Source organism: Haladaptatus halobius, from assembly GCF_020618475.1.
Taxonomy (GTDB): Archaea; Halobacteriota; Halobacteria; order Halobacteriales; family Haladaptataceae; genus Haladaptatus; species Haladaptatus halobius.
The window spans coordinates 440,994-461,475 of the sequence record NZ_CP085335.1 but is presented as its reverse complement, the minus strand read 5'-3'; the positions used below and the strand labels follow the sequence as shown (position 1 = coordinate 461,475).

26 protein-coding genes and 1 pseudogene are annotated in these 20,482 nt (G+C 64.2%); 14 read left to right on the top strand and 13 right to left on the bottom strand.

Features of this window, described 5'->3' with window-relative positions:
• Positions 1-29: 29 nt before the first annotated feature.
• From LIW51_RS02615 to LIW51_RS02590, 5 genes are all read left to right on the top strand, one after another.
• Complete coding sequence (locus tag LIW51_RS02615; protein ID WP_227375693.1) at positions 30-1,268, top strand: mandelate racemase/muconate lactonizing enzyme family protein; 1,239 nt, start codon at positions 30-32, stop codon at positions 1,266-1,268.
• 297 nt (positions 1,269-1,565) lie between these two features.
• A complete protein-coding gene (locus LIW51_RS02610) occupies positions 1,566-1,751 on the top strand; it encodes a twin-arginine translocation signal domain-containing protein (protein ID WP_227375692.1) in 186 nt (61 codons plus the stop codon).
• The gene (locus LIW51_RS02605) at positions 1,748-2,458 is read left to right on the top strand and encodes an outer membrane protein assembly factor BamB family protein (RefSeq protein WP_227375691.1); all 711 of its coding nucleotides are present in this window, start codon (positions 1,748-1,750) and stop codon (positions 2,456-2,458) included. Before LIW51_RS02610 ends, LIW51_RS02605 begins: the two co-directional genes overlap by 4 nt.
• Before the next feature lie 174 nt (positions 2,459-2,632).
• Positions 2,633-3,058: a hypothetical protein gene (locus tag LIW51_RS02595; protein ID WP_227375690.1), complete on the top strand. Its 426-nt coding sequence runs from the start codon at positions 2,633-2,635 to the stop codon at positions 3,056-3,058.
• 60 nt (positions 3,059-3,118) lie between these two features.
• Entirely contained in the window at positions 3,119-3,391 is a 273-nt protein-coding gene (locus LIW51_RS02590; RefSeq protein ID WP_227375689.1) for a hypothetical protein, read from the top strand.
• A 132-nt stretch (positions 3,392-3,523) separates the two neighbouring features.
• Here LIW51_RS02590 and LIW51_RS02585 read toward each other — a convergent pair whose 3' ends face one another.
• Together LIW51_RS02585 and LIW51_RS02580 are read right to left on the bottom strand one after the other, a co-directional pair.
• Positions 3,524-3,790, bottom strand: a complete 267-nt coding sequence (locus LIW51_RS02585) for a hypothetical protein (RefSeq protein WP_227375688.1) — start codon at positions 3,788-3,790, stop codon at positions 3,524-3,526.
• A gap of 258 nt (positions 3,791-4,048) precedes the next feature.
• Positions 4,049-4,663 carry a rubrerythrin family protein gene (locus LIW51_RS02580; RefSeq protein WP_227375687.1) on the bottom strand — a complete coding sequence of 205 codons (615 nt, stop codon included), beginning with the start codon at positions 4,661-4,663 and terminating at the stop codon, positions 4,049-4,051.
• An 80-nt stretch (positions 4,664-4,743) separates the two neighbouring features.
• On the opposite strand from LIW51_RS02580, the gene LIW51_RS02575 reads away from it, so the two are divergent.
• The gene (locus LIW51_RS02575) at positions 4,744-5,871 is read left to right on the top strand and encodes an MBL fold metallo-hydrolase (RefSeq protein ID WP_227375686.1); all 1,128 of its coding nucleotides are present in this window, start codon (positions 4,744-4,746) and stop codon (positions 5,869-5,871) included.
• Here the strand turns inward: LIW51_RS02575 and LIW51_RS02570 are convergent.
• Genes LIW51_RS02570 through LIW51_RS02560 form a run of 3 tightly spaced genes read right to left on the bottom strand, consistent with a single transcriptional unit; the run spans position 5,868 to position 7,078 of the window.
• A complete protein-coding gene (locus LIW51_RS02570) occupies positions 5,868-6,080 on the bottom strand; it encodes a hypothetical protein (protein ID WP_227375685.1) in 213 nt (70 codons plus the stop codon). The two genes, LIW51_RS02575 and LIW51_RS02570, sit on opposite strands and share 4 nt — an antisense overlap.
• 39 nt (positions 6,081-6,119) lie before the next feature.
• Positions 6,120-6,893 (bottom strand): YihY/virulence factor BrkB family protein, encoded by a 774-nt coding sequence (locus LIW51_RS02565; protein WP_227375684.1) that lies wholly within the window; start codon positions 6,891-6,893, stop codon positions 6,120-6,122.
• A complete protein-coding gene (locus LIW51_RS02560) occupies positions 6,890-7,078 on the bottom strand; it encodes a hypothetical protein (RefSeq protein ID WP_227375683.1) in 189 nt (62 codons plus the stop codon). Before LIW51_RS02560 ends, LIW51_RS02565 begins: the two co-directional genes overlap by 4 nt.
• Positions 7,079-7,086: 8 nt before the next feature.
• On the opposite strand from LIW51_RS02560, the gene LIW51_RS02555 reads away from it, so the two are divergent.
• The gene (locus LIW51_RS02555; protein WP_227375682.1) at positions 7,087-7,671 is read left to right on the top strand and encodes a flavin reductase family protein; all 585 of its coding nucleotides are present in this window, start codon (positions 7,087-7,089) and stop codon (positions 7,669-7,671) included.
• Positions 7,668-8,466: pseudogene (locus LIW51_RS02545) on the top strand (AAC(3) family N-acetyltransferase). Before LIW51_RS02555 ends, LIW51_RS02545 begins: the two are co-directional and overlap by 4 nt.
• Here the strand turns inward: LIW51_RS02545 and LIW51_RS02540 are convergent.
• On the bottom strand, positions 8,463-8,798 hold the full coding sequence (locus LIW51_RS02540; RefSeq protein ID WP_227375680.1) for a 2Fe-2S iron-sulfur cluster-binding protein: 336 nt from the start codon (positions 8,796-8,798) through the stop codon (positions 8,463-8,465). The pseudogene LIW51_RS02545 and the gene LIW51_RS02540 sit on opposite strands and share 4 nt — an antisense overlap.
• 124 nt (positions 8,799-8,922) lie before the next feature.
• On the opposite strand from LIW51_RS02540, the gene LIW51_RS02535 reads away from it, so the two are divergent.
• Positions 8,923-10,332, top strand: a complete 1,410-nt coding sequence (locus LIW51_RS02535; protein ID WP_227375679.1) for a geranylgeranyl reductase family protein — start codon at positions 8,923-8,925, stop codon at positions 10,330-10,332.
• 61 nt (positions 10,333-10,393) lie between these two features.
• Here LIW51_RS02535 and LIW51_RS02530 read toward each other — a convergent pair whose 3' ends face one another.
• The 3 genes from LIW51_RS02530 to LIW51_RS02520 form a co-directional block, all read right to left on the bottom strand.
• Entirely contained in the window at positions 10,394-10,711 is a 318-nt protein-coding gene (locus LIW51_RS02530; RefSeq protein ID WP_227375678.1) for a HalOD1 output domain-containing protein, read from the bottom strand.
• Positions 10,712-10,841: 130 nt separating this feature from the next.
• Positions 10,842-11,552 carry a plastocyanin/azurin family copper-binding protein gene (locus tag LIW51_RS02525; protein ID WP_227375677.1) on the bottom strand — a complete coding sequence of 237 codons (711 nt, stop codon included), beginning with the start codon at positions 11,550-11,552 and terminating at the stop codon, positions 10,842-10,844.
• Complete coding sequence (locus LIW51_RS02520; RefSeq protein WP_227375676.1) at positions 11,549-12,832, bottom strand: amidohydrolase; 1,284 nt, start codon at positions 12,830-12,832, stop codon at positions 11,549-11,551. Before LIW51_RS02520 ends, LIW51_RS02525 begins: the two co-directional genes overlap by 4 nt.
• A gap of 276 nt (positions 12,833-13,108) precedes the next feature.
• On the opposite strand from LIW51_RS02520, the gene LIW51_RS02515 reads away from it, so the two are divergent.
• Both LIW51_RS02515 and LIW51_RS02510 read left to right on the top strand, forming a co-directional pair.
• Positions 13,109-14,626, top strand: coding sequence for a Na+/H+ antiporter NhaC family protein (locus tag LIW51_RS02515; RefSeq protein ID WP_227376713.1), 1,518 nt, complete (start codon positions 13,109-13,111; stop codon positions 14,624-14,626).
• Positions 14,623-14,883 carry a DUF7513 family protein gene (locus tag LIW51_RS02510; RefSeq protein WP_227375675.1) on the top strand — a complete coding sequence of 87 codons (261 nt, stop codon included), beginning with the start codon at positions 14,623-14,625 and terminating at the stop codon, positions 14,881-14,883. Before LIW51_RS02515 ends, LIW51_RS02510 begins: the two co-directional genes overlap by 4 nt.
• Positions 14,884-14,937: 54 nt before the next feature.
• On the opposite strand, the gene LIW51_RS02505 is transcribed toward LIW51_RS02510, so the two are convergent.
• Complete coding sequence (locus LIW51_RS02505) at positions 14,938-15,270, bottom strand: uS10/mL48 family ribosomal protein (protein WP_227375674.1); 333 nt, start codon at positions 15,268-15,270, stop codon at positions 14,938-14,940.
• Positions 15,271-15,464: 194 nt separating this feature from the next.
• Here LIW51_RS02505 and LIW51_RS02500 point away from each other — a divergent pair, with 194 nt between their 5' ends.
• The gene (locus LIW51_RS02500; protein ID WP_227375673.1) at positions 15,465-15,893 is read left to right on the top strand and encodes a bis(5'-nucleosyl)-tetraphosphatase; all 429 of its coding nucleotides are present in this window, start codon (positions 15,465-15,467) and stop codon (positions 15,891-15,893) included.
• A 22-nt stretch (positions 15,894-15,915) separates the two neighbouring features.
• Here the strand turns inward: LIW51_RS02500 and LIW51_RS02495 are convergent, their stop codons facing one another.
• Positions 15,916-16,389 (bottom strand): DUF7827 domain-containing protein, encoded by a 474-nt coding sequence (locus LIW51_RS02495; RefSeq protein WP_227375672.1) that lies wholly within the window; start codon positions 16,387-16,389, stop codon positions 15,916-15,918.
• Positions 16,390-16,714: 325 nt separating this feature from the next.
• On the opposite strand from LIW51_RS02495, the gene LIW51_RS02490 reads away from it, so the two are divergent.
• Positions 16,715-17,767 (top strand): DUF5787 family protein, encoded by a 1,053-nt coding sequence (locus tag LIW51_RS02490; protein WP_227375671.1) that lies wholly within the window; start codon positions 16,715-16,717, stop codon positions 17,765-17,767.
• 12 nt (positions 17,768-17,779) lie between these two features.
• Here LIW51_RS02490 and LIW51_RS02485 read toward each other — a convergent pair whose 3' ends face one another.
• Positions 17,780-18,280, bottom strand: a complete 501-nt coding sequence (locus LIW51_RS02485; protein WP_227376712.1) for a DUF5797 family protein — start codon at positions 18,278-18,280, stop codon at positions 17,780-17,782.
• A gap of 116 nt (positions 18,281-18,396) precedes the next feature.
• On the opposite strand from LIW51_RS02485, the gene LIW51_RS02480 reads away from it, so the two are divergent.
• On the top strand, positions 18,397-19,173 hold the full coding sequence (locus tag LIW51_RS02480; protein ID WP_227375670.1) for an enoyl-CoA hydratase/isomerase family protein: 777 nt from the start codon (positions 18,397-18,399) through the stop codon (positions 19,171-19,173).
• Here LIW51_RS02480 and LIW51_RS02475 read toward each other — a convergent pair whose 3' ends face one another.
• A complete protein-coding gene (locus LIW51_RS02475; protein ID WP_227375669.1) occupies positions 19,174-20,424 on the bottom strand; it encodes an MFS transporter in 1,251 nt (416 codons plus the stop codon).
• Positions 20,425-20,482: the final 58 nt, after the last annotated feature.

Sequence of the window (20,482 nt, the reverse complement as noted above, 5' to 3'; positions counted from 1 at the left end):
CTTTTACTACGGACGAAGTACCCGGAAGTATGGTACGCGACTACGCGATGTTACACGACCCCAACGCGGAGTACACGATGCGCGACCTCTCGACCGAGTCGATGGGCCTCACGGCGAATCGAAGCGGTGCACGCGACATCGAGATAACCGACGTGCAGACGACGATGGTCGAGGGTAACTTCCCGTGGACGCTCGTCCGCGTCTACACCGACGCCGGCATCGTCGGTACGGGCGAAGCCTACTGGGGCGCGGGCGTACCCGAACTTGTCGAACGGATGAAACCCTTCCTCGTCGGCGAGAATCCCCTCGATATCGACCGCCTGTTCGAGCACCTCGTCCAGAAGATGTCGGGCGAAGGCTCCATTCAAGGCGTCACCGTGACGGCTATCTCGGGCATCGACGTCGCCCTTCACGACCTCGCGGGCAAAGTGCTCGACGCGCCTGCCTACCAACTGCTCGGCGGGAAGTACCGCGACGAGGTTCGAGTATACTGCGACTGCCACACCGCGGAGGAAGCCGACCCCCAAGCCTGCGCCGACGAGGCGGAGCGCGTGGTCGAAAAACTCGGCTACGACGCCCTGAAGTTCGACCTTGACGTTCCCTCGGGTCACGAGAAAGACCGCGCGAATCGACACCTCCGGAATCCGGAGATAGAGCACAAAGTCAGCATCGTGGAGGCGGTGACTGAACGCGTCGGCGACCGCGCGGACGTGGCGTTCGACTGCCACTGGACGTTCTCCGCCGGGAGCGCAAAGCGACTGGCCGACGCACTCGAAGAGTACGATGTGTGGTGGCTCGAAGACCCGGTTCCCCCGGAGAATCACGACGTCCAGCGCGAGGTGACGGCGAACACAACGACGCCCATCGCGGCGGGCGAGAACGTCTACCGCAAGCACGGCCAGCGCAGACTCATCGAACAGCAGGCGGTGGACATCGTCGCACCCGACATGCCCAAGGTCGGCGGCATGCGCGAGACGCAGAAGATAGCCGACCTCGCGGATATGTACTATATCCCCGTCGCCATGCACAACGTCTCCTCGCCCGTCGCCACGATGGGGAGCGCCCACGTCGGCACCGCAATCCCGAACTCGCTGGCGGTGGAGTACCATTCCTACCAACTCGGTTGGTGGGAAGACCTCGTCGAGGAGACCGTCATCGAGGACGGGTACATCGAGATCCCCGAGAAACCGGGTCTCGGCGTGACGCTCGATATGGACGTCGTCGAGGAGCATATGGTCGAGGGCGAGGAGTTGTTCGACGAGGCGTAGCCGAAATCAAGCTCACGAAGCTTGGCCCCGTTGTGTTCGACGAGGCGTGGCTTCGTCGAGCGTGCCTCGACCGGAACGGACCAATACGTACGACGATTTCGACGATAGTATTCGAGTGATAAATCACAAATATCGACAGTTATCGGCCGACGACTGACGGTACTTGTCGCCCGATGACGGAGAAATCTCACGGTCGGGTTAAATTCACGAACAGATCGTTGAACGGTCAATTGCCGGAAAATTTTCTAAATAATCCAGTCACAAGGCTTATTCCTCGATGATACAGCCAAATAAGGCATGAACGGAACGAATCGGCGGGAGTTCCTCGACGCGGCCGGTGTGCTCGGTGCGACGGTCACGGTCGGTGCCGAGTTCGCGCCCGGCGTGGCGGGGGCCGACGAGTCAGCGGTTCGTGGACGTCCTTTCGCGGAAACGCCGGGCGAACCGGGGCGACCGCGGACAGCGGCCCCGGTTCGAACGTGACGACCGACTGGTCGTTCGATTTAGGTGGCGGGATGTATACCGTCGAACCGGTCGTCGGCGACGGAACGCTGTACCTGGCCGTGACGACGGCGCACACCCCTTCGGTCAGCGAGGGCTACGTCGCCGCCTACGACCCGGAGACGGGCGACGAGTTGTGGAAGCGAGACGACGTCTCCCGCCCGGGGACGCCGACCGTCGGCGACGGAACCCTCTACTTCGACACCGGCGGTTCCGAGGACGCCGAGGCGACCGGATTCTTCGCGCTCGACAGCGCCACCGGCGAGACGAAGTGGCACAAATCGGAGTCGTTCGGATTGGGCGACCCATTGGTCGCCGGGAGTCGACTGTACGGAACCGCCTCGGGGGACGCCTGCGAACTTGACTCCGAAACGGGCGACGTGCGCTGGAAGACCGACGGCGTCGGCGGCGGCGCGTGCTACGCCGACGGAACTCTCTTCTACGGCGGTGGCGTCGCGCTGAACGCCGCCGACGGTTCTGTTTTGTGGGACACGTCCGGAAGCGCAGACGATTTGCAGACGGTCACGGATGGACTGGTGTACGGCACCGTAAACGGGAGCGACGCGGAGAACGTCGTCCGGGCGCGGTCGGCCGACGACGGGACGGTGCAGTGGTCGTACTCGCTCCGGACGACCGGCTACTGGTGGGCCGACCGACTCGCGGTCGCCAGCGGATGCGTTTTCTTTTGATTCGGCGACGCGATACGGGCGCTCGACGCCGAAATCGGCACGGAAGCGTGGACGTATGAGGCGGACGCAGAACTCGCCGGTGCCCCGACGGTCGGCGACAGAACCCTCTACGCCGGCGGACGGACGACCCCCGAACCCGACACCGGGGATGCGCTCGTCGTCGCTTTCGACGCTGTGTCCGGCGAACGCGAGTGGCGACACACCTTCGGTAGTTGGGACTTCGACGACTACGGTCCCGCCGCCAACACGCCAGTCGTCGCCGACGGGAAGATGTTCACCGCGACCTATCCGATGGGGTCAACCCTCGACTGGATGTACACCGAGTACGGCGATTTCCACGTCCTCCGCTCCGTTGATAACCCGGACGACGGAGCGACTACGACGAGCGAGGGGACGACCGGGAAGACGACCGCGACGGAGTCGACCACCACGACGCGACTTTCGGGAACGGGGGAGGCGAGTACGACCGGGTTGGCGAGCGAGACGGGAACCACCGTGACCGCCACGGACGGCCAGTCGGGATTCCGAATCCTCACCGCGGTCGGGGGAGTCGCGGACGTCGGTGCGTACCTCCGTAGTCGCATCGACGGGAGCGACTGATTCTCGCTCCCGCCGGAGATACGGCGTAGATTCATACTCCTAACCGACCTATCGCACCGTATGGCCACCGTCGGCGAACACTACCGGCTGATTGACCCCGCACGCGAGCCGTGCGTTTACCGCGTCGTGGGAGCGACCGACGAGGTGACGCTGTTGCGAGTCACCGACGCCGACGGCCGGCGCGTCAATACCGGGGAGATATGCCGTATTTCGTCTTCCACCCTCGCCGCTGAGTTCAAACGCTCCGAGAATCCGGATTCCGGTTTTACGCCGGCATCGAGCCTACGAAACGCGCTTTCCGGCCTGTACTGGAGCGTCCGGATGTATCTGTAAGCGAGAATTTAGAGTCGTCTACCGTTCCTTCTCGATCTTCCGAGTCCTCGTCTCCCCGCGAAACTGTGATCGAATCCGACGTTCTAAATCGAGGAAGACGAGATGGAGTGTCGTACGGTAGCGGCGAATTGGCTACGCCTTTTCGTCGAGGAGGGCTTCCGCCGCCTCGACGGTGTCCGCAACTTCCACGGCGTATTCGACCTCGCCCGCCCTGTCCATCTGCATGTTGGCGATGGTCGACTCGGGCGCGACGCGAACGACGGTGCCGACCCGGCTCTCGTCGATCGCCTGTTTCACCTTCGCTATCTCCGCTTTGATCTCCTGTGACACCGACTTGTACTCGGCCATATCGTTGACGACGGCGAAACCGGGGTCGAGCTTTTCGAGTCCGGAGATCACTTTACTCGACGCTTGCCTTTACTCGACGCTTGCTCGCCTCGTCTTCGGATGTCTTCCCGGTGTGGGTGATGTCGATTCTGTTTCGGGTCGTATCGGTTCGAACGTCCAACATTGACTGCGAATAAGACCAGTGGTTTATGATATTTTCTAGATATTTTCGATGACGGTTATTCACGGTCAGCGGACGAAAAATGCGCGGCGAAGTGCCGGAAAACGCGAAGGCGATAGCAGCTCGACGTGCGGCGCTTTCTTCCCGCGTCAGCAGATCGGCTTCGGGTCGAGTCCCATCCCGGTCAGCGTGTCGGCGTAATCGTCGTAGGCGGTCTGAATCGTCTCCTCGGCCGCCTCGTGCGCTCGCTCCCAATCCTCCTCGCGTTCGCACCAATCGGCGAGCAAGGAGACCCCGTCGGAGACGTTTTCCCGGGTGTCCTCGCGCAGGTTGCGGAACAGGTTCGCCCGGCGCTCGTCCCCTCGATTGACGAAGAAGTTCACGACCTGCAACAGCGTCCGGTCGGCGACGAGCGACCGCCCGACGAGACCGCCCGTCCGCGACGCGTCGTCGTCCAGCTCGCGGAGGAGGGCGTGCATCGGGTCGGGGTCGGACGGTTCGAACTCGTCCAATTCCGCGACGACGCGCTCGTGGTGGTCGCGTTCCTGCTCGGCCAGTCGCTCGAACGCCTCGCGTCCGGTTTCCTCCGCCCACGCGGAGAACGTCTCGGAGGCGGTGCGCTCGCTCCCCGCCACCGCGGTGAGCACAACCTCGGGTTCGAGGTCGGCACCCGTGAGCGCGACGAGCAGTTGCTGGGAGCCGAGGCGGTCGAGTTCGGTCGCTTTCGCGTCTCGCACCGAGTCGGCGAAGTCGTCCGCGTTCATACCGACGAGACGGCGACGCGAGACAAAACGTTTTGGCGACGGGGGCGACAGCTTTTGCCTTCGAATCGCGTACTCGACGTATGGCCGACGCCCTCTCCGCCGCGGAACTGTACGACCGACTCCGGCGCGGCGAGCCGCTCACGCTGCTCGACGTTCGTAACCGCGACGAGTTCGAGACGTGGCACATCGACGCCCCGAAGACGGTGCAGACGCCCTACGCCGAGTTTTTGAGTGCGAAGGTGCGCGACGACGTGCCCGAACTCGCCGAGTCGCTCGACCTCGACGAACCGGTCGTCGCCGTGTGTCCCCGCGGGGACGCGAGCGACCGGGTCGCGTCCTTGCTCCGCGACGCAGGGGTCGACGCGATGAATCTGGAAGACGGGATGAACGGTTGGTCGCGGGTGTACGTCGCCCGCGAGGTCGAAGGGAGCGACGAAACAGTGTTCCAGTACGAACGACCCTCCAGCGGCTGCCTGTCGTACCTCGTCGTCTCGGGCGACGAGGCCGCCGTCGTCGACCCGCTACGGGCGTTCGCCGACCGCTACGTCGAAGACGCGCGGGAACGCGACGCGGAACTCCGGTACGCCGTCGACACGCACGTCCACGCCGACCATGTCAGCGGAATCCGCGAGGTCGCCGAGCGGAGCGAGGCGGAACCGGTGATGCCGAGTGGGGCGCGAGAGCGCGGACTCGCGTTCGACGCGAAACTGGTCGAAGACGGCGAGTTCGTCGCCGTCGGAGAGACCGCGCTGACCGCCGTCCACGCGCCCGGCCACACCAGCGAAATGACGCTGTTCCGACTCGGAAACGCGCTGTTCAGTGCCGACACGCTGTTCTTGGACGGGGTCGGGCGGCCTGACCTCCAAGCGGGTGCAGAGGGAGCATCGTCGCTCGCGGACGACCTCTACGAGACGCTTCACGACCGACTGCTCGCGCTTCCCGAGACGACGATCGTCGCGCCGGGACACGTCCACATCCGGACGCCGCGGGCCGAGGACGGAACATTCACCGCGCGACTGGCGACCGTGCGCGAGTCGGTTCCCTTACTCGAACTCGACCGCGAGCGATTCGTGGAGCGCGTCGCGGACGACCTACCGCCCCGACCCGCCAACTACGAGGAAATCGTAGCGGTGAACCTCGGAGAGCGGGACGTCGGAGAAGAGACGGCGTTCGAACTGGAGCTCGGACCGAACAACTGCGCGGTTTAGGCGCTGTCGGTGTCCTCTTCGACGTCGACGTGCCGTCCGTCGGCGCGGTCTTCGTCGCCGTCTACGTCCTCGTCCGGGATGCCCTCCGCGTCGGACTGCTGGAATTCCGCCGAGTCCATCTCCTCGTCCACCCGTTCGAGTTCCTCTTCGACCTCGCGTTCGCGCTCCGCTTCCATCTCGTTCGCTCGGTCGTGGTCATCCTCGGCCATGCTCAAAAGTACGGTCGTCCCGTACTTTGGTGTGGTGGCTCACCGCCCGGCGACCACGACGTTTATCACGGCACCGACAAGGAGGAGGATGCCCGCGAAGTAGAGCCACGTGAGGAACAGGATGACCCCGGCGAGCGCGCCGTACACCGCGTTCTTGTCCGCGTTCAGCGCGTACAACTGGAATCCTGCCTGCAAGAGTATCCAACCGACGGCGGCGAAAACCGTTCCCGGAAGGGCTTCTTGGAGCGTCATCTCCACCGGCGGAAGGACGTAGTACAGCGGAAGGAAGACGAACACGAGACCGAGCAGGAGGGAGAGCGTTCCGGCGAAGTCGATGAACGGTATCGCTTCGAACGAGGGCATCCGAAGCACCGCTCCGATGGCGACCATCAGCGCGATTCCCAACGCGACGGCGACTAACGCGACGACTCCCTTCTTTATCTGTTCGACCAGTCCAGCGTCGGGGGTGAACTGATACACCTCTTCGAACGCGAGGAGGAGCCCGCGAAACAGTTTCAGCGCGCTCCACAGCAGAACGACGACACCGATGACCGATGCACTCGCACGCCCCGACGAGCTGGTTATCGCCTGTTGGAGAAATCGGGCACCTTGACCGGTGAGTAAGCCTCGAAACTGCTGAACGAGGGTCTGAGCGAATGCCTCACCCCCAACGAGCGATCCGACCGCTATCGCGAGCAGTGCGAGCGGGAATATGGAGACGAACGCGTAGTACGCGAAACTCGCCGCGAGGAACGTGACGTTTCGCTCCTGGACGACACTGACCACCGAGCGCGCCGTCGCGGAGACGCTCATGGGGGAGAGTCACCCTCCGCCGTAATGTTTTGTTCGGCCATCCGGGCGACGACGTGTAGCGATGGTTGCGCGAACGAAAGGATGAACCCGCGACCGAAACCGGGCGAGTCGGTCGATTCGGTCGAGCGGATGCGGTTCCGGCAGAGGCGACCGTACCCGGAACTGGTTTGCCGACTCGTTTCCACGAACCGATATGGAACTCGACCCGACGGAGGTGCGCTCGCTCTACCGGACGCTGGCGGGGGCGGTCGTCCCGCGACCCATTGCGTGGGTGAGCACCCGAAGTCCGGACGGGGTGGACAACCTCGCGCCGTACAGCTTCTTCAACGTGGTGAGCGTCGCACCTCCGGTCGTGATGTTCGCGCCGGTCGACGACGAGGACGGGCTGAAAGACACCCCCGCCAACGTCCGAGAGACGGAGGAGTTCGTCGTCAACGTCGTCACCGAACCGCTGGCGGCGGCGATGAACGAGACGAGCGCGACGCTCCCCCACGGGGAGAGCGAGTTCGACCGCTTCGGACTCGACCGCGCGGGGTCGACCGCGGTGGACGCGCCGCGCGTCGCCGACTCGCCGGTCGCGTTCGAGTGTTCGCTGTACGAGATGGTCTCCGTCGGCGCGTCGACGATGGTGCTCGGCGAAGTCGAGTGGGTGCACGTCGCGGACGAGGTGACGACCGACGGAAAGCTCGACGTGGAGAAGATCGACGCCGTAGGGCGTCTCTCCGGCAGCGGCTACGTCCGGACGACCGACCGGTTCTCGATGGAGCGACCGCCGTGACCGAACGAGACGCGGTGGAGCGAAGCGACGAACCCGTCACCGCCGACCGACTCGAAGCCGACCTCCGCGACCACGGCCTCGCGGCGGGCGACGCCGTGCTCGTCCACTCGTCGCTTTCGGCGCTCTGTTGGGTATCCGGCGGTCGTGGACGCGCTCCTGAACGTCGTCACCGAGGACGGGACGGTCGTGATGCCGACCCACACGGAGTACTCCGACCCGGAGGATTGGGAGAACCCGCCGGTGCCCGACAATTGGACGGACGAAATCCGGGCGACGATGCCGCCGTATCGCCCCGACGTGACGCCGACTCACGGAATGGGTGCGATTCCGGAGTGCTTCCGGAACTACCCCGGCGTCGTCGGGAGTCGGCATCCGCACTACTCCTTCGCCGCGCGAGGGGCGGACGCGGAGTCGGTCGTCGCCGACCACGAGTACGATTTCGGTCTCGACGAGTCGTCGCCGCTCGCGCGACTGTACGAACTCGGAGGGAGCGTGCTCCTGCTGGGCGCGGGCCACGACAGCAACACGTCGCTCCATCTCGCTGAATATCGTGGGAAGTACGAAAAAGAGATCGTGACAGACGGTGCGCCCGTGTTGGAGGACGGCGAGCGCGAATGGATCACGCTCGAAGCGCCAGCTATCGACGACGGCGATTTCGAGGAGGTCGGCGAGGCGTTCGAGCGCGAACGGCCGGACGCGGTCGCTCGCGGACAGGTCGGGTGTGCCGATTCGGTCGTCGTGAGCCAGCGAGAACTAGTTGACTTCGCCAGCGAGTGGTTTGGTCGAACTCGTTAGTCGTCGTCCGCCGCCGCGGCGTCCGCGTCCATCGCTTCGACGTCGGCCTCGATGCTCGGCGGGTACTTGCCTCGGTCGAGTTTCAGGTCGCTCTGCGGGCGAGCCATGCAAGTGAGCGCGTACTCCTCGGTCTCGGCTTCGGTCAGGCCGCGCGCGGCGGGTTGAGTGACCTCGCCCTCGACGATCTCCGCCGAGCAGGCGAGACACATGCCGACGCGACAGGAGTACTCCTGGGCGATGCCTTCCTCGATGCATTGCCCGAGAATTGTCTGTTTGTCCGAGACCTTGATGGTCTCACCCGTCCCAACGAATTCGACGGTGTATTCTGTCATGTTCCGTGGATACGAAAGACCCAGACAAAACTCTTTATGCACGCCCTCGGGCGTTCTGAGTCGTTTTCGAGGGGACACAATAGGGGATAAAGAGTTTTCTCGCTTCCCTCTCGTATCAAAATGCATGACCGAACAGTACGGCACTGACGGGGAAACCGCACCGAGTGCTCGGACGTGGTCCGGTGACGTGGTCGTCGTCGGCGCGGGAACGGCAGGATGTTACGCCGCGGCGACCGTCGCCCGCGAGGGGTACGACGTAGTCGTCGTCGAGCGGAAAAACGAGAAAGAGGCGGGACACATCGCCTGCGGGGACGCGTTGAAGGGGGCGGACGCCTTCCCCGAGGCCATCCCGAAGGAGAAGATCCAGCCCGCGTTCACGAACACCGACGTCGACCACGGCCGGTTCGAGATTCCGAAGGAGGATACCGTCCTCGAAATCCCCGTTCCCGGTGAACTCGCGGTCATCGACCGCTGGGAGTACGGACGGCGCATCATCGACGGCGCGAAAGACGCCGGGGCCGAGTTCCACTACGACACCGTCGTCCAAGACGTGACGCAGGAGGACGGGCGCGTCACGGGCGTTCGGGCGAAACGCGACGGTGACGTGGTGGAGTACGAATCCGAGTTGTTGGTCGACGCCGCCGGGTCACTCTCGATTCTGCAAGATAAGGCGGATTTCTCGGACTCGACGTTCGACACGAACGTCACCTACTCGCAGTTCTGTTCGGCCTACCGTGAGATCGTCCACGTCGAGGAACCGGTCGAGTGGGACGACGCGCTCGTCTTCAAGCCGACGACGCGCGCCGCGGGCTACCTCTGGTACTTCCCGCGGACGAGCACGGAGATAAACGCGGGTCTCGGCTTCCAGATGAACGAGGAACCGATGACGCTGGTCGAAGACCTGAAACGCGACCTGCGCAACCGGCCCGAGTTCCACGGCGCGACCGTCGAGGATAAACTCGGCGCGGCGCTGCCGACTCGGCGACCGTACGACTCCGCCGTCGCGCCCGGATATATGGCCGTCGGCGATGCCGCGGGACACGTCAACCCGACGACCGGAGGCGGCATCGCGGGCGCGGCCTACGCGGGCAAGTACGCGGGCGAGCAAGCCATCGAGGCGTTGGAGGTGGGCGACGTGAGCGAGCACACCCTCTGGCGGTACAACCAGCGCGTCATGGATCACTTCGGCTCGCGCTACGCCGGGTTGGACATCTACAACATCTTCACCACCGCCGTGGACGTGGACGACCTGATGGGGATGCTCGGGGCGCTCCCGACCGAGAAGCTCTCGGAGGCGCTCTACTCGGGAAGCGCGAACATCGGCTGGCGGCTCAAGCTCCAGACCGCCATCGACGCCCGCGACCACTGGCGATTCATCTACGACCTCTACAAGACGAAGAACGTGGCCGACGAGATAATCGACCACTACGACCACTACCCGACCGACCCGCGGGGCCTCCCAGCGTGGCAGGAGGTTCGGGACGACCTGATGGACAAAGTGTACGCCACGACCGGCGCGGCACCGAAGTACTGAACTCCGGGGCGATGGCCGAGAAGAGTCGACGATAGAGATCGAGTCTTCTTCCGACTACCGCTCAGTTCCGCTCTCTGACGACGATTTCACCGTAGCTGTGGACGGTCACCTCGTAGTCCAAGATGGTGAACACGACTTCGCCGCCCATCCGGGGCGAACCGTCGTGCTTGTCGCCGAAGAGGTTGTCCAACGCGTCGGGGTCGATGGCGTCGTAGAGTGGCATGCCGACCTCGGCCGGGTCGTCTCCCGCCACTTCGGCGAGCGCCATGACCACCGCCGTGCTGAGCGGCTCCTCGTTCGTGTAACTGACGTACTGGTTCTGCTGACCGGTGCTGGCGATGACATCACTGGTATCGCTGTCGTTGATGTTCCCGTTCATAAGTGTCAAACCTGTTAAGCAACTCGTTGCGCTTCGGTCTATGCAGATCGATGGCGTAGGTGCTTATAAAAATTGCCGTTTTTGATTGAAAAGGTTGGAAATTCGAAGTCTATCCGGCGGTACGAGACCGTCAGTCGAGACCGTAGTCGCCGCCATACTTGAGGAAGAAGTACGCCAGCGCCAGCACCGACAGGAGCGCCGAGACGGTCGCAACGCCCAGCGTTTTCGCGCTGTTCGGCACCGCCGGTAGCGCACCGCCCCCGCCACCGGCGGTCGTCCCTCCGCCCGCTGCAACCTCGATAGATGCGACCATCCCCGCGGTCTCGTGCGGGATGCAGAAGTACCGGTACGACCCTTCGACTTCGAAGGTGTGTTGGTACTGCTCGCCGCCGCCGATCTCGCCTTCGGGGTACGCCTGTCGGGCGGCCTGCTCGCTGTCGAACCCGCCGCTGGCGAAGTACTCCGCCTCCCCCGGAATCTCGTCCTCGTACGCCGTCACCGAGTGGCCGATGCTGCCGGTGTTCCGCCAGATGACGGTGGTTCCCGACGCGATGGTCACGGAGTCCGGGTCGAACACGAGGTTGTCGGTCATCTCGACGGTCTGTTGGCCCTGTGCGACCACTTCGGCGGCGGCGGCACCGGCGACGCCGCCGCCGGTCGCGCCCCCCGTGAGCCCACCAAAGGAAGTCTCGCCGCGTCGTTTCGGTTCCCCCCATAGCGGCCCATCGACGTTCTCGAAAAAAGTGTGTTTCGCCCGCCGAGGGTCGATCCGAATCGGAGCGTCGTGGCTGCGATTTTCGTGAGAGGTAGACCTCCCGTTACCCGTATCGAAAGCGATCACGGACGCCGGCGAGCGATCTCCCGAATCGAATCGGAGAGCAGGTCGACCGCGATGGGGAGGCTATCTTCGTCCACGTCGAACGTCGCGGTGTGGTGACCGCCGGGGTGGTCGGTGCCGACGCCGACGTACGCCGCGAGGCCGCCGTTCCGCTGCACCTCCTGCATGAGGTACGTCGCGTCCTCGCTTCCGCCGAGCGTGTCCCGGCGAACGGGGTTGTCCACGCCGCGCGTCTCGCCCGCGACGCCGTGGACGATTTCGACCAGTCCCTCGTCGCTCTCGGCGCTCGGGGCTTCGCCCTCCGTGCTCCGTTCGACCGTGCACCCGTGCATCTCCGCCGCGTTGTCGAGGACTCGGTCGGCGCGTTCTCGCATGTAATCTTTGAGTTCGGTCGTCTCGCCGCGCACCTCACCCTCGATGAAGGCGTGTTCGGGGATGATGTTCGTGGCCGTCCCGCCGCCGACCAGTCCGGCGTTGACGCGCGTCGCGCCGTCGCTGTGGCGAGGGATGGCGTAGAGATTCTGGATGGCGGTCGCCATCGCCTGAACCGCGTTCTCGCCCTCGTCGGGTTTGCCGCCCGCGTGGGCCGGAACCCCTTCGAACTCCGCGCGGAAGTGGCTCACCGCGAGGAAGCCGTCGATACCCGCGACGACCTCGCCGGTCGGGTGGTCGAGGCCGACGTGAACCGCGAGCAGGTAGTCCACGTCGTCCACGTGGCCGCTTTTCGCCATCGGCTTCCCGCCCGCCACCATCTCCTCGCCGGGCTGGAAAAGTACCTTCACCGTCCCCTCGAAGTCACTATCTTTGATGGCTTCGACGACGCCGAGTCCGATGGTCGCGTGCGCGTCGTGCCCGCAGGCGTGCATCGCACCCGCGTGTTCGGAGCGAAATCCCGCTTCGGCCGGAACGTGGTCGTCGTCGGTCGACTCCTCGCGGAGGAGTCCGTCGATATCCACGCGAAGGGCGACGGTCGGGCCCTCACCGCGTTCGACGACGGCGAGCGCGCCGGTGTACCCCCCTTCGAGTCGTTCGAGGATATCTTCGCGCGCGCCGGCCTGTCGCGCTCGGTCGTACCAGCGCGCGAGTTCGTCCTCGTCGGGGACGGCCATGCGCTCGTTCTCGGCGAGCACCTCCGGGCCGACGTAGAGTTCGTCCACGCCGATGGTTTCGAGTTCGTCTACGATCCGGCAGGTGGTGTAGAACTCGCGCCACGCCGGTTCCGGGTGGCGGTGGAGTTCGCGGCGGAGTTCGACCAATCGGTCTCGGCGAGTTTGCTGGCTCATGTCGGGGTGGACGAAGAGCGCGGCCTTAAATTCTCTAGAGCGGGCAGGCGTTGCACGTTTCGGAGTCGGGCCGGGAGTTCCGTCACCGAACGGATATCCGTGTGAAAATCGCAATCGGGTCGCGTATCGACTCTCAGCTCTCCGACGTATCAGCCGAAATGAGCCATGATTTATAACATCGGAACAGCATGGCACAAACTGATAGAGGTGAGCTAGATGGGTGCTTCAGACGACAGGCGCGACGAACCGGTCGACGAAGAAGTGGAAGAAGAACTGATGGAAGCAGAACGGGCGCGGAGCGAACCCCAGATACAGTTCTACGGCGGGAAGTGGATGAGTACGCTTCCCATCGCACTGTTCATCGCCTGGGCGATCTTCCAGAGCGGATTCCTCGGCGTCGGCGATACGACAGGTCTCGTCATCGGGATGCTCGTCTCGCTCATCGTCGGGATGCTGTTCGCCAAAGGTGACTGGAAGACCTACGCGAACACCATCTTCGAAGGGATGACCCAGCGCGTCGCGGCCACCGCCATCGTCGCGTGGCTGTGGGCGGGCATGTTCGCGCAGGTGCTCCAAGACGGTGGCTTCGTGCAGGGGCTCGTCTGGGCCGCCGAAGCGCTGAGCGTGGGTGCCGCGCTGTTCCCGGCGGCGACGTTCATCCTCGCTGCGCTGCTGGCGACGGGTATCGGCACCGGCTATGGGACGACCATCGCGTTCACGGGACTGTTCTTCCCGGCGGGCGTCCTCATCGGCGCGAGTCCGGTGTTGATGTTCGGCGCGATACTCTCAGGCGCAGTGTTCGGCGACAACCTCGCGCCGGTCAGCGACACGACTATCGTAAGCGCGGTGACGCAGGATTCGGATATCGGCGGCGTCGTCGCCTCCCGATTCAAATACGCCATCTTCGCCGCGATATTGGCGTTCGTCGGGTACGTCGTCGCGGGGTCGATGATGCAGGGGACGCCCGTCTCAGCCGAGGGCGTCTTGCAGGGGGATCCTGTCGGTCTCGTCCATCTTCTCTCGATGCTCATCGTCATCGTGACGGCGATATCAGGCCGCCACATCGTCGAGGCAATCTCGTGGGGGCTCATCTTCGCGGTCGTCGTCAACATCGCTCTCGGCCTCGCGTCGATCGGTAAGTTGTTGATCTTCTACGCACCGAGAAACGGTCCGTTCGCCCAGGAGTTAGGATTCCTGCCAATCGTACAAGTCGTCGCACCGGACGCAGATAACGCTGGCACCGTCAGCGGGAGCCTCTACGCCGGGGCGGAGGGCTTCTTCGCGCTCATCGTGCTGACTCTACTCATCGTCGCGGGGGCACAGATAATGATTCGAGGCGGCGGCTTCGCGGCGCTTCAAGACTGGCTGCTGAACAGCGTCGCCACGAGCGTCCGCCGCGCGGAGACGACGATGGTACTCGGAACCGCGATGGTCAACGCGATGATAACCATCAACACCGCCGCCGAAATCGCCATCGCGCCGTACATCGCCCGCATCGGCCAGCGATTCAACGTCAACGGCTACCGACGCGCGAACATCCTCGACGCCAACAGCTCCGCGATGGGGTATATCTTCCCGTGGGGTGGTGGCGTGTTGGTCGGCTACGCGACGATGATCGGCCTCGTGGAGCGGTTCGACTGGTTCACGCAGTCGATGCTCGTCAACCCCGCCGAGGTGTGGCTGTACGTCTTCCACGGCTGGTTCCTGTTCGGCGTGTTCTTACTCTCCGCGCTCACCGGGTTCGGACTAGAGTACGTCTCCGACCGCCGCGCCGAGGAGGTGGCTCGGGTATGATAGAGAAGTACCTCAAGGGGTGGACGTTCCGCACGAACGAACCCAAATTCGACACGGGCGAGGAGATAGACGCCTTCATCACGGGGTACGAGAACGGGAATGCCGTCGCCCGCATCGGCGATACGATACTTCACGTGGACGGCGTTCCCGCCGAAGCGGTGGACACCCGCGTGCTACTCCGCGTCGAGGAGTTCGATACGAACGACCACACCGGACGGGCGACGTTCATCGAGTCGATAGACGAAGGAACGTTCTAGCGCCGGTCGGGGGCGCAGAGATACCCCTTCGAAGCAGAAGAGAAGACGAAGCGACTACGCCGTACCCATACCCTGAATCTGTTCGAGTTCGACTTCGACGCGGATGCCCAGCGGGAACTCCATGTCGGCGATGCGACGAGTCGCCTCGTTGTGGCCGATTATCTCCATCTTTCGGGTGTACACCGTGTACTCCCAGCTTCGGAACTGCCGCCCTTCGTCTCCCGAGAGCGTCTTGTACTGCGGAACCCGAAGCCGTTCCGGCGGGTCGGAGTGGGGCCCCCGTAGTTCGGCCCCCTTTCGCTCGACCATCGACCGAATATCCGACACTACCCTGTCGAGTACGGGCCGGTTGCCGCTTTGAAGGAGTATCTTTGTGATAAACGTCATGGCTGGCTCTGTAGGTTGTATATCGTCCCCCTACGTAAAACGTCTGCTTCTGGTTTGCGCACCGTATATTTCATAACTACTATTCTATCAATAACACCGCGTGTCACGGAATACAACCTGAAAATCGGAATGCGTCGGATAACGACCGTATAGGTCCGACATTCCTTTAATGGCGAACCTCATAGATGAACGCAATGGCAGTCGAAGCTACGAGCGCGGGTGCGATCCTCTTTCGGGATACCCGCGGTCGAAGGGAGTACCTCCTCCTCAAGAGCCGTCCGGGGGACTGGGAGTTCCCCAAAGGCGGCGTGGAGGGGAACGAAGAGCTACAGCAAACGGCGATCAGAGAGATAAAAGAAGAGGCGGGAATCGACGATTTCCGCCTCCTCGACGGCTTCCGCGACGATTACAGCTACGTCTTCGAGGCCAACGGGAAGACGATTCACAAGACCGTCCACCTGTTCATCGCGAAATCCCACGAGGCGAGCGCGGAACTCTCGAACGAACACCGCGACCTGCAGTGGCGCGACTACGAACAGGCTATCAACACCATCACGCAGGACGGTCCTCGAGACATCCTCCGCGATGCGCACGAGTTCCTCGACGGCAGCGACGACGTCTGAAGAAAAATCGTTTTTCGAGGCGTTATCGGCGTCGCGCCAGCAGCGCGACGCCCGCGAGGGCGGCCACTGCGAGGCCGACGCCGAAACCGGGCTGGCCGTCGCTTTCGGTCATGGTCGTGGTGTCGCCGGTCGTCGTGGTCGTGCCGTCGGTCGTTCCGTCGCCTTGGACGTTGAGACCGCCGTGGGCGATGGCGGAGACGTTCTCGGAGGTTCCGTTGTAGACGGTGATGCCGTACATCCCTGTACCGAGGCTACCGTCTAGTTTCGTCTCGTTTTTGACGGTGAGGCTGTCGGCGTCCGCTTTCGTCGTCAGCGCCGCGCCGTCTCCGCTTCCCGCCTTCGAGGTGTCGAACAGCAGGACGACCCGTCCGTCGCCGCTACCGTCGGTGACGGTGGCGTTCAGCTCGTAGGCCGCCTGACCGCCGCCGACCAAGACGGTGATACCGTCGAGACCGCTAAGACTGAGGTTGATCGTGGCTGTTTCACCTTGCTCCATATCGTAGATGGAGTCGTTGAAGGCGACGGTACCGTTGCCATCGCCCGCCTTTTGGAAGAGCAGGGGGACTGTACAGCGGGGTTCGGTGCGGTGTTCGCGGCGCTTCCGGCGGAACCAGCGACCGCAGTTCTAGCGAGGAGCGAGATGACCACCAGAGATGTCAGGGCATGTCGTACGTTCATGGTTATCGGATCACCAAAGCGGTAGAACCGCACACATCCGTCTTGTGACGAGAGTAGTTTGATATTTCTTTTATATATACAAATATTTCTTGTTATTCGGTTCCAGTCGAATCGCTTACCCGTCCGCGGTGCGACGAACGCGTATGGCCGAACCGGAGTTCACCTTCGAACTGCGCGTCTGCCGTTGGGTCGAGCGCCACTGGCCGCCCGAAGGCCGCGACCGCGACGTGCTCGTCGCCCGGCAACTCGGCACGAAACGCAGGCGGTGGGACACGGTGGTCGTGGAGGTGGACGCGGGCGCGCTCGTCCAACGTGCCCAGTTCGGTCGCCGTCGGTTGGGCAGCGACCTGCTTCACGTGGTGCGTCACGCGCCGGGCGAGTGGACGTGGTACCGGGACGCCCTCCCCGACCCCGGCTATCCGTGGCGCTACCTCCGCGAGACGATTCACGAGGCGGACGATCGCGATATCCTGGACGTTCGAAAGCGAGGACGACGCCTCGAAATCCGGCGGCGACACGAGTATCCGGAGTGGGTTCGGCGCGTCGTCGCCATCGAAAACAAACCCGACCTGGTCGCCAGCGCCGCCCGCGATCTGCGACCGCAGTTGGAACGAGACGTCGCCCTCGCGCTGGCCGACGAAGTGTGGGTCGCCACGCGAGCGACGGGCGACCGAGTCGAACCCGCGTTGCTCGAATCGATACCCGTCGAGGCCGGGATCCTGACATTCAGCAGAGATACCGAGGCGGCGGCCGACGTGGCTGGGAGCGATGCCGAAGTAGCGTGGTTCCCCCGAACGCTCGACGCGAACGCTCCGGGAACGCGGATTCTGGAGCGTCCGACGGGCGAGAAGTACGACCAGTCGGCGGCGCGGTTCGAGTACGTCTCGCCCGAGACGAAACGCGAGAAGCGACTTGAAATCGCGGAGCGCGCCTACGAGCGCGGCTGGCGGTCGTACACTCGCACGATGCGTCCGGACTGTCGGTACTACGAACTGCGACACGAAAACGAGACGATGCTGCCATACTGCGCTACGAAGGAGTGCCACCAGACCGCGGCGGAGTGTTCGGCGCGATGTTCGCAGTTCGAACCCGAACCCCCGGCGTGGCGGCAGAAGGGCTGGCCCATCGAGGGCGGGCCGGGGAAGGCGATTCGGCGACTGCTCGAATCGCGCCGGGAGCGGAGCCGACCGGGATAGGCGGAGCGGGCGTCAGCCGGACTCTTCGACCGAGATATCCTCGCGCGATGCGGCGAGTTTGAACGTCGGGACGGTGCGGTAGACGACTTCCACGACGCCTTTCCGTTTCAAGCTCTGGAGCGCGGAACGCACGTCGTCGACGTCGGGGTCGACGCCGAACTCCTCGCGGAGCTTGTTGAGGACGGAGACGACGCTCTCTGAGCGGTCGTCCGGCCCGGCGAGCACGTCGAACACCTGTCGCTGGAGCGTCGGCACGCGGACGATGCTCGGCACGTCGCCCTCCTCGTCAGCGACTATGCCGGGTTCCACGTCGACGAGGTCGTTCGCCTCCGTCGTCGCGCAGATGTAGCTGTTCTCGTCGCGGTAGTAGTACTCTTTCAGTTCGTTTTCCAGATACTGGTGAACCTCGCTCCCGCTCTCCAATCCCCAGCGCTCCTGCAGTTCGCTGTTTTTCGTGGGTTGGAGTTCGACTAAGTCGGCGAGTCGTTCGCGGGCCTCCTCGGACAGCGTCATCGTCCGGTGGATATGGCGGGGTGTTATTTCCCAGTTCCGGAGCGGGATGGGCGATGCCCAAAACTGCGGCACCTCGCGTCGCAACGATTAACCGACCGCCGGGAGACACCTCACCCATGCCCGAGTGGAACACGGTACGACTCGAACTCGAAGACGGCGTAGCGACGCTCACGGTCGACCGACCCGACCGACTCAACGCGCTGAACGTCGAGACGTTGCACGCACTCCGCGAAGCCGTCGCCGAAGCCGAGGCGGAGGACGCCCGCGCACTGGTGCTCACGGGCGCCGGCGAGACGGCGTTCATCGCGGGGGCTGACATCAGCCATATGCAAGACCTCTCCACCGCCGAGGCGCAGGAGTACGCGGAGTTGGGCCACGGCGTCGCCGACGCGCTGGAGTCGTTCCCCGCGCCCGTCATCGCGGCCATCAACGGCTACGCCTTCGGCGGCGGCTGCGAGTTCGCGCTGGCCTGCGACCTGCGGGTGGCGAGCGAGAACGCCGTCCTCGGCCAGACCGAGATCGACCTCGGCATCATCCCCGGTTGGGGCGGTACGCAGCGACTCTCGCGCATCGTCGGCGACGAACTCGCTCGCCGACTCGTCTTCTTCGGCGAGCGAGTGGACGCGCAGGACGCCCACGAGATGGGGCTGGTCGGCGAGGTCGTCGCCCACGACCTGCTCGAAGGGCGCGTCTCGGAGATGGCGAGCGACCTCGCGGAGCGTCCGGCGTTCGCCATGCGAGCCGCCAAGGAAGCGCTGAATCAGGTGCACGAGGAGTCGCAGTCGGCGGGGCTGACGTACGAGCGCCGACTGTGGAGTTCGCTGTTCGGCACGCACGACCAGCGCGAGGGGATGGCGGCGTTCCTCGAAGACCGCGACGCGGAGTTCGAGTAATCAGTCCTGCGGCGCCGGGCGCACGTCGGCGCCCGGCGAAACCGTCTCTTCGACCTGCGTGTAGACGAGCAGCGCCGCGAGCGCCGCCAGCACCGCGCCCAACTCGAACGGAACCGCGAACCCGAACTGGACGAGAAATCCCGACGCGAGCGGGCCGATGGCGGTTCCCAGCCCGAACGACATCGTCAGGATGGAAAGTTGCGTGCCGGACTGGCCCTCGCGCGCGAGGTCGCCGGCCAGTGCGAGCGCGGGTGCGAACACCAGCGCGCCCGAGACGCCCTGGACGAGTCTGGCGACGAGCATCTGTACCGAAGTGTTCACAAACCCTTGCACCAGCGTCGACGGGACGAGGATGACGAGACCGGCGACGATAAACGGTCGCCGCCCCCACCGGTCGCTCGCTCGACCGATGGGAGTCTGGAGGACGACCTGCGCGAGGACGAACGCCGCGAACTGGAGTCCGAACCACGTCTTTCCTTGGTGGAGGCGTTCGTTTATCATCGGTTCGATGGTCGCCAGCAGGGCGATGCTGATCGCCAGAAACAGCGTCGCAAGCCCGAGCGTAAAGACGGAGTCGAGTCCGCCGCGCCGTCCGCGCACCGCAAGGTCGAAGTTCTCGCCTGCGCTGGCCTCGGTGCGCTCGGGGTCGCTCACCAGCAGAGTGACGAGCAGGTAGCTGACGAACGCGCCGACCGCCGCGAAGTAGAAGGCGGCGTCGAAGCCGGTCAACTGGACGCCGACGATGTCGTAGGGGCCGCCGTCCACGACCGACCCCGCCGCGATGGGGCCGAGGCCGAAGCCTAGCAATCGGAACGTGTTGAACACGCCCATGTTTCCGCCGCGCGTGTTGGTCGTGGCGAGTTCGTTGACCAGCGCGATGGTGCAGGGAATCGTGAAGGCGACGCCGACCCCTTGGAGCGCGCGAATGACGACGAGAGAGACGTAGCTCTCGGCGAAGGCGTAGGCGACGTTCGTCACCGCCAAGATGGCGAGACCGAGCAGGATGAACACCTTGCGTTTGCCGGTTCGGTCGGAGATGCGCCCCGCAAACGGTTGCGTGAAGCTGTTGAGAAAGCCGAACAGCGAAAGGACGATGCCCGTCACCATCGCTTCCGCGAGACCGAACGTATCGCCGGAAACCGCGCCGCTCGCGATGTACACCGGGAGGACGACGATGAGGAAGGAGTTACCGACCGCGTCCGCCATCCGCGCCAGCGCCAGCGCCAGCACTCGTCTGTCGATACCGAACATTCGATTCGAAGTATCCGCCCCGCGTTCAAGACGATTGTGATGGCGGCCGTGATAACAA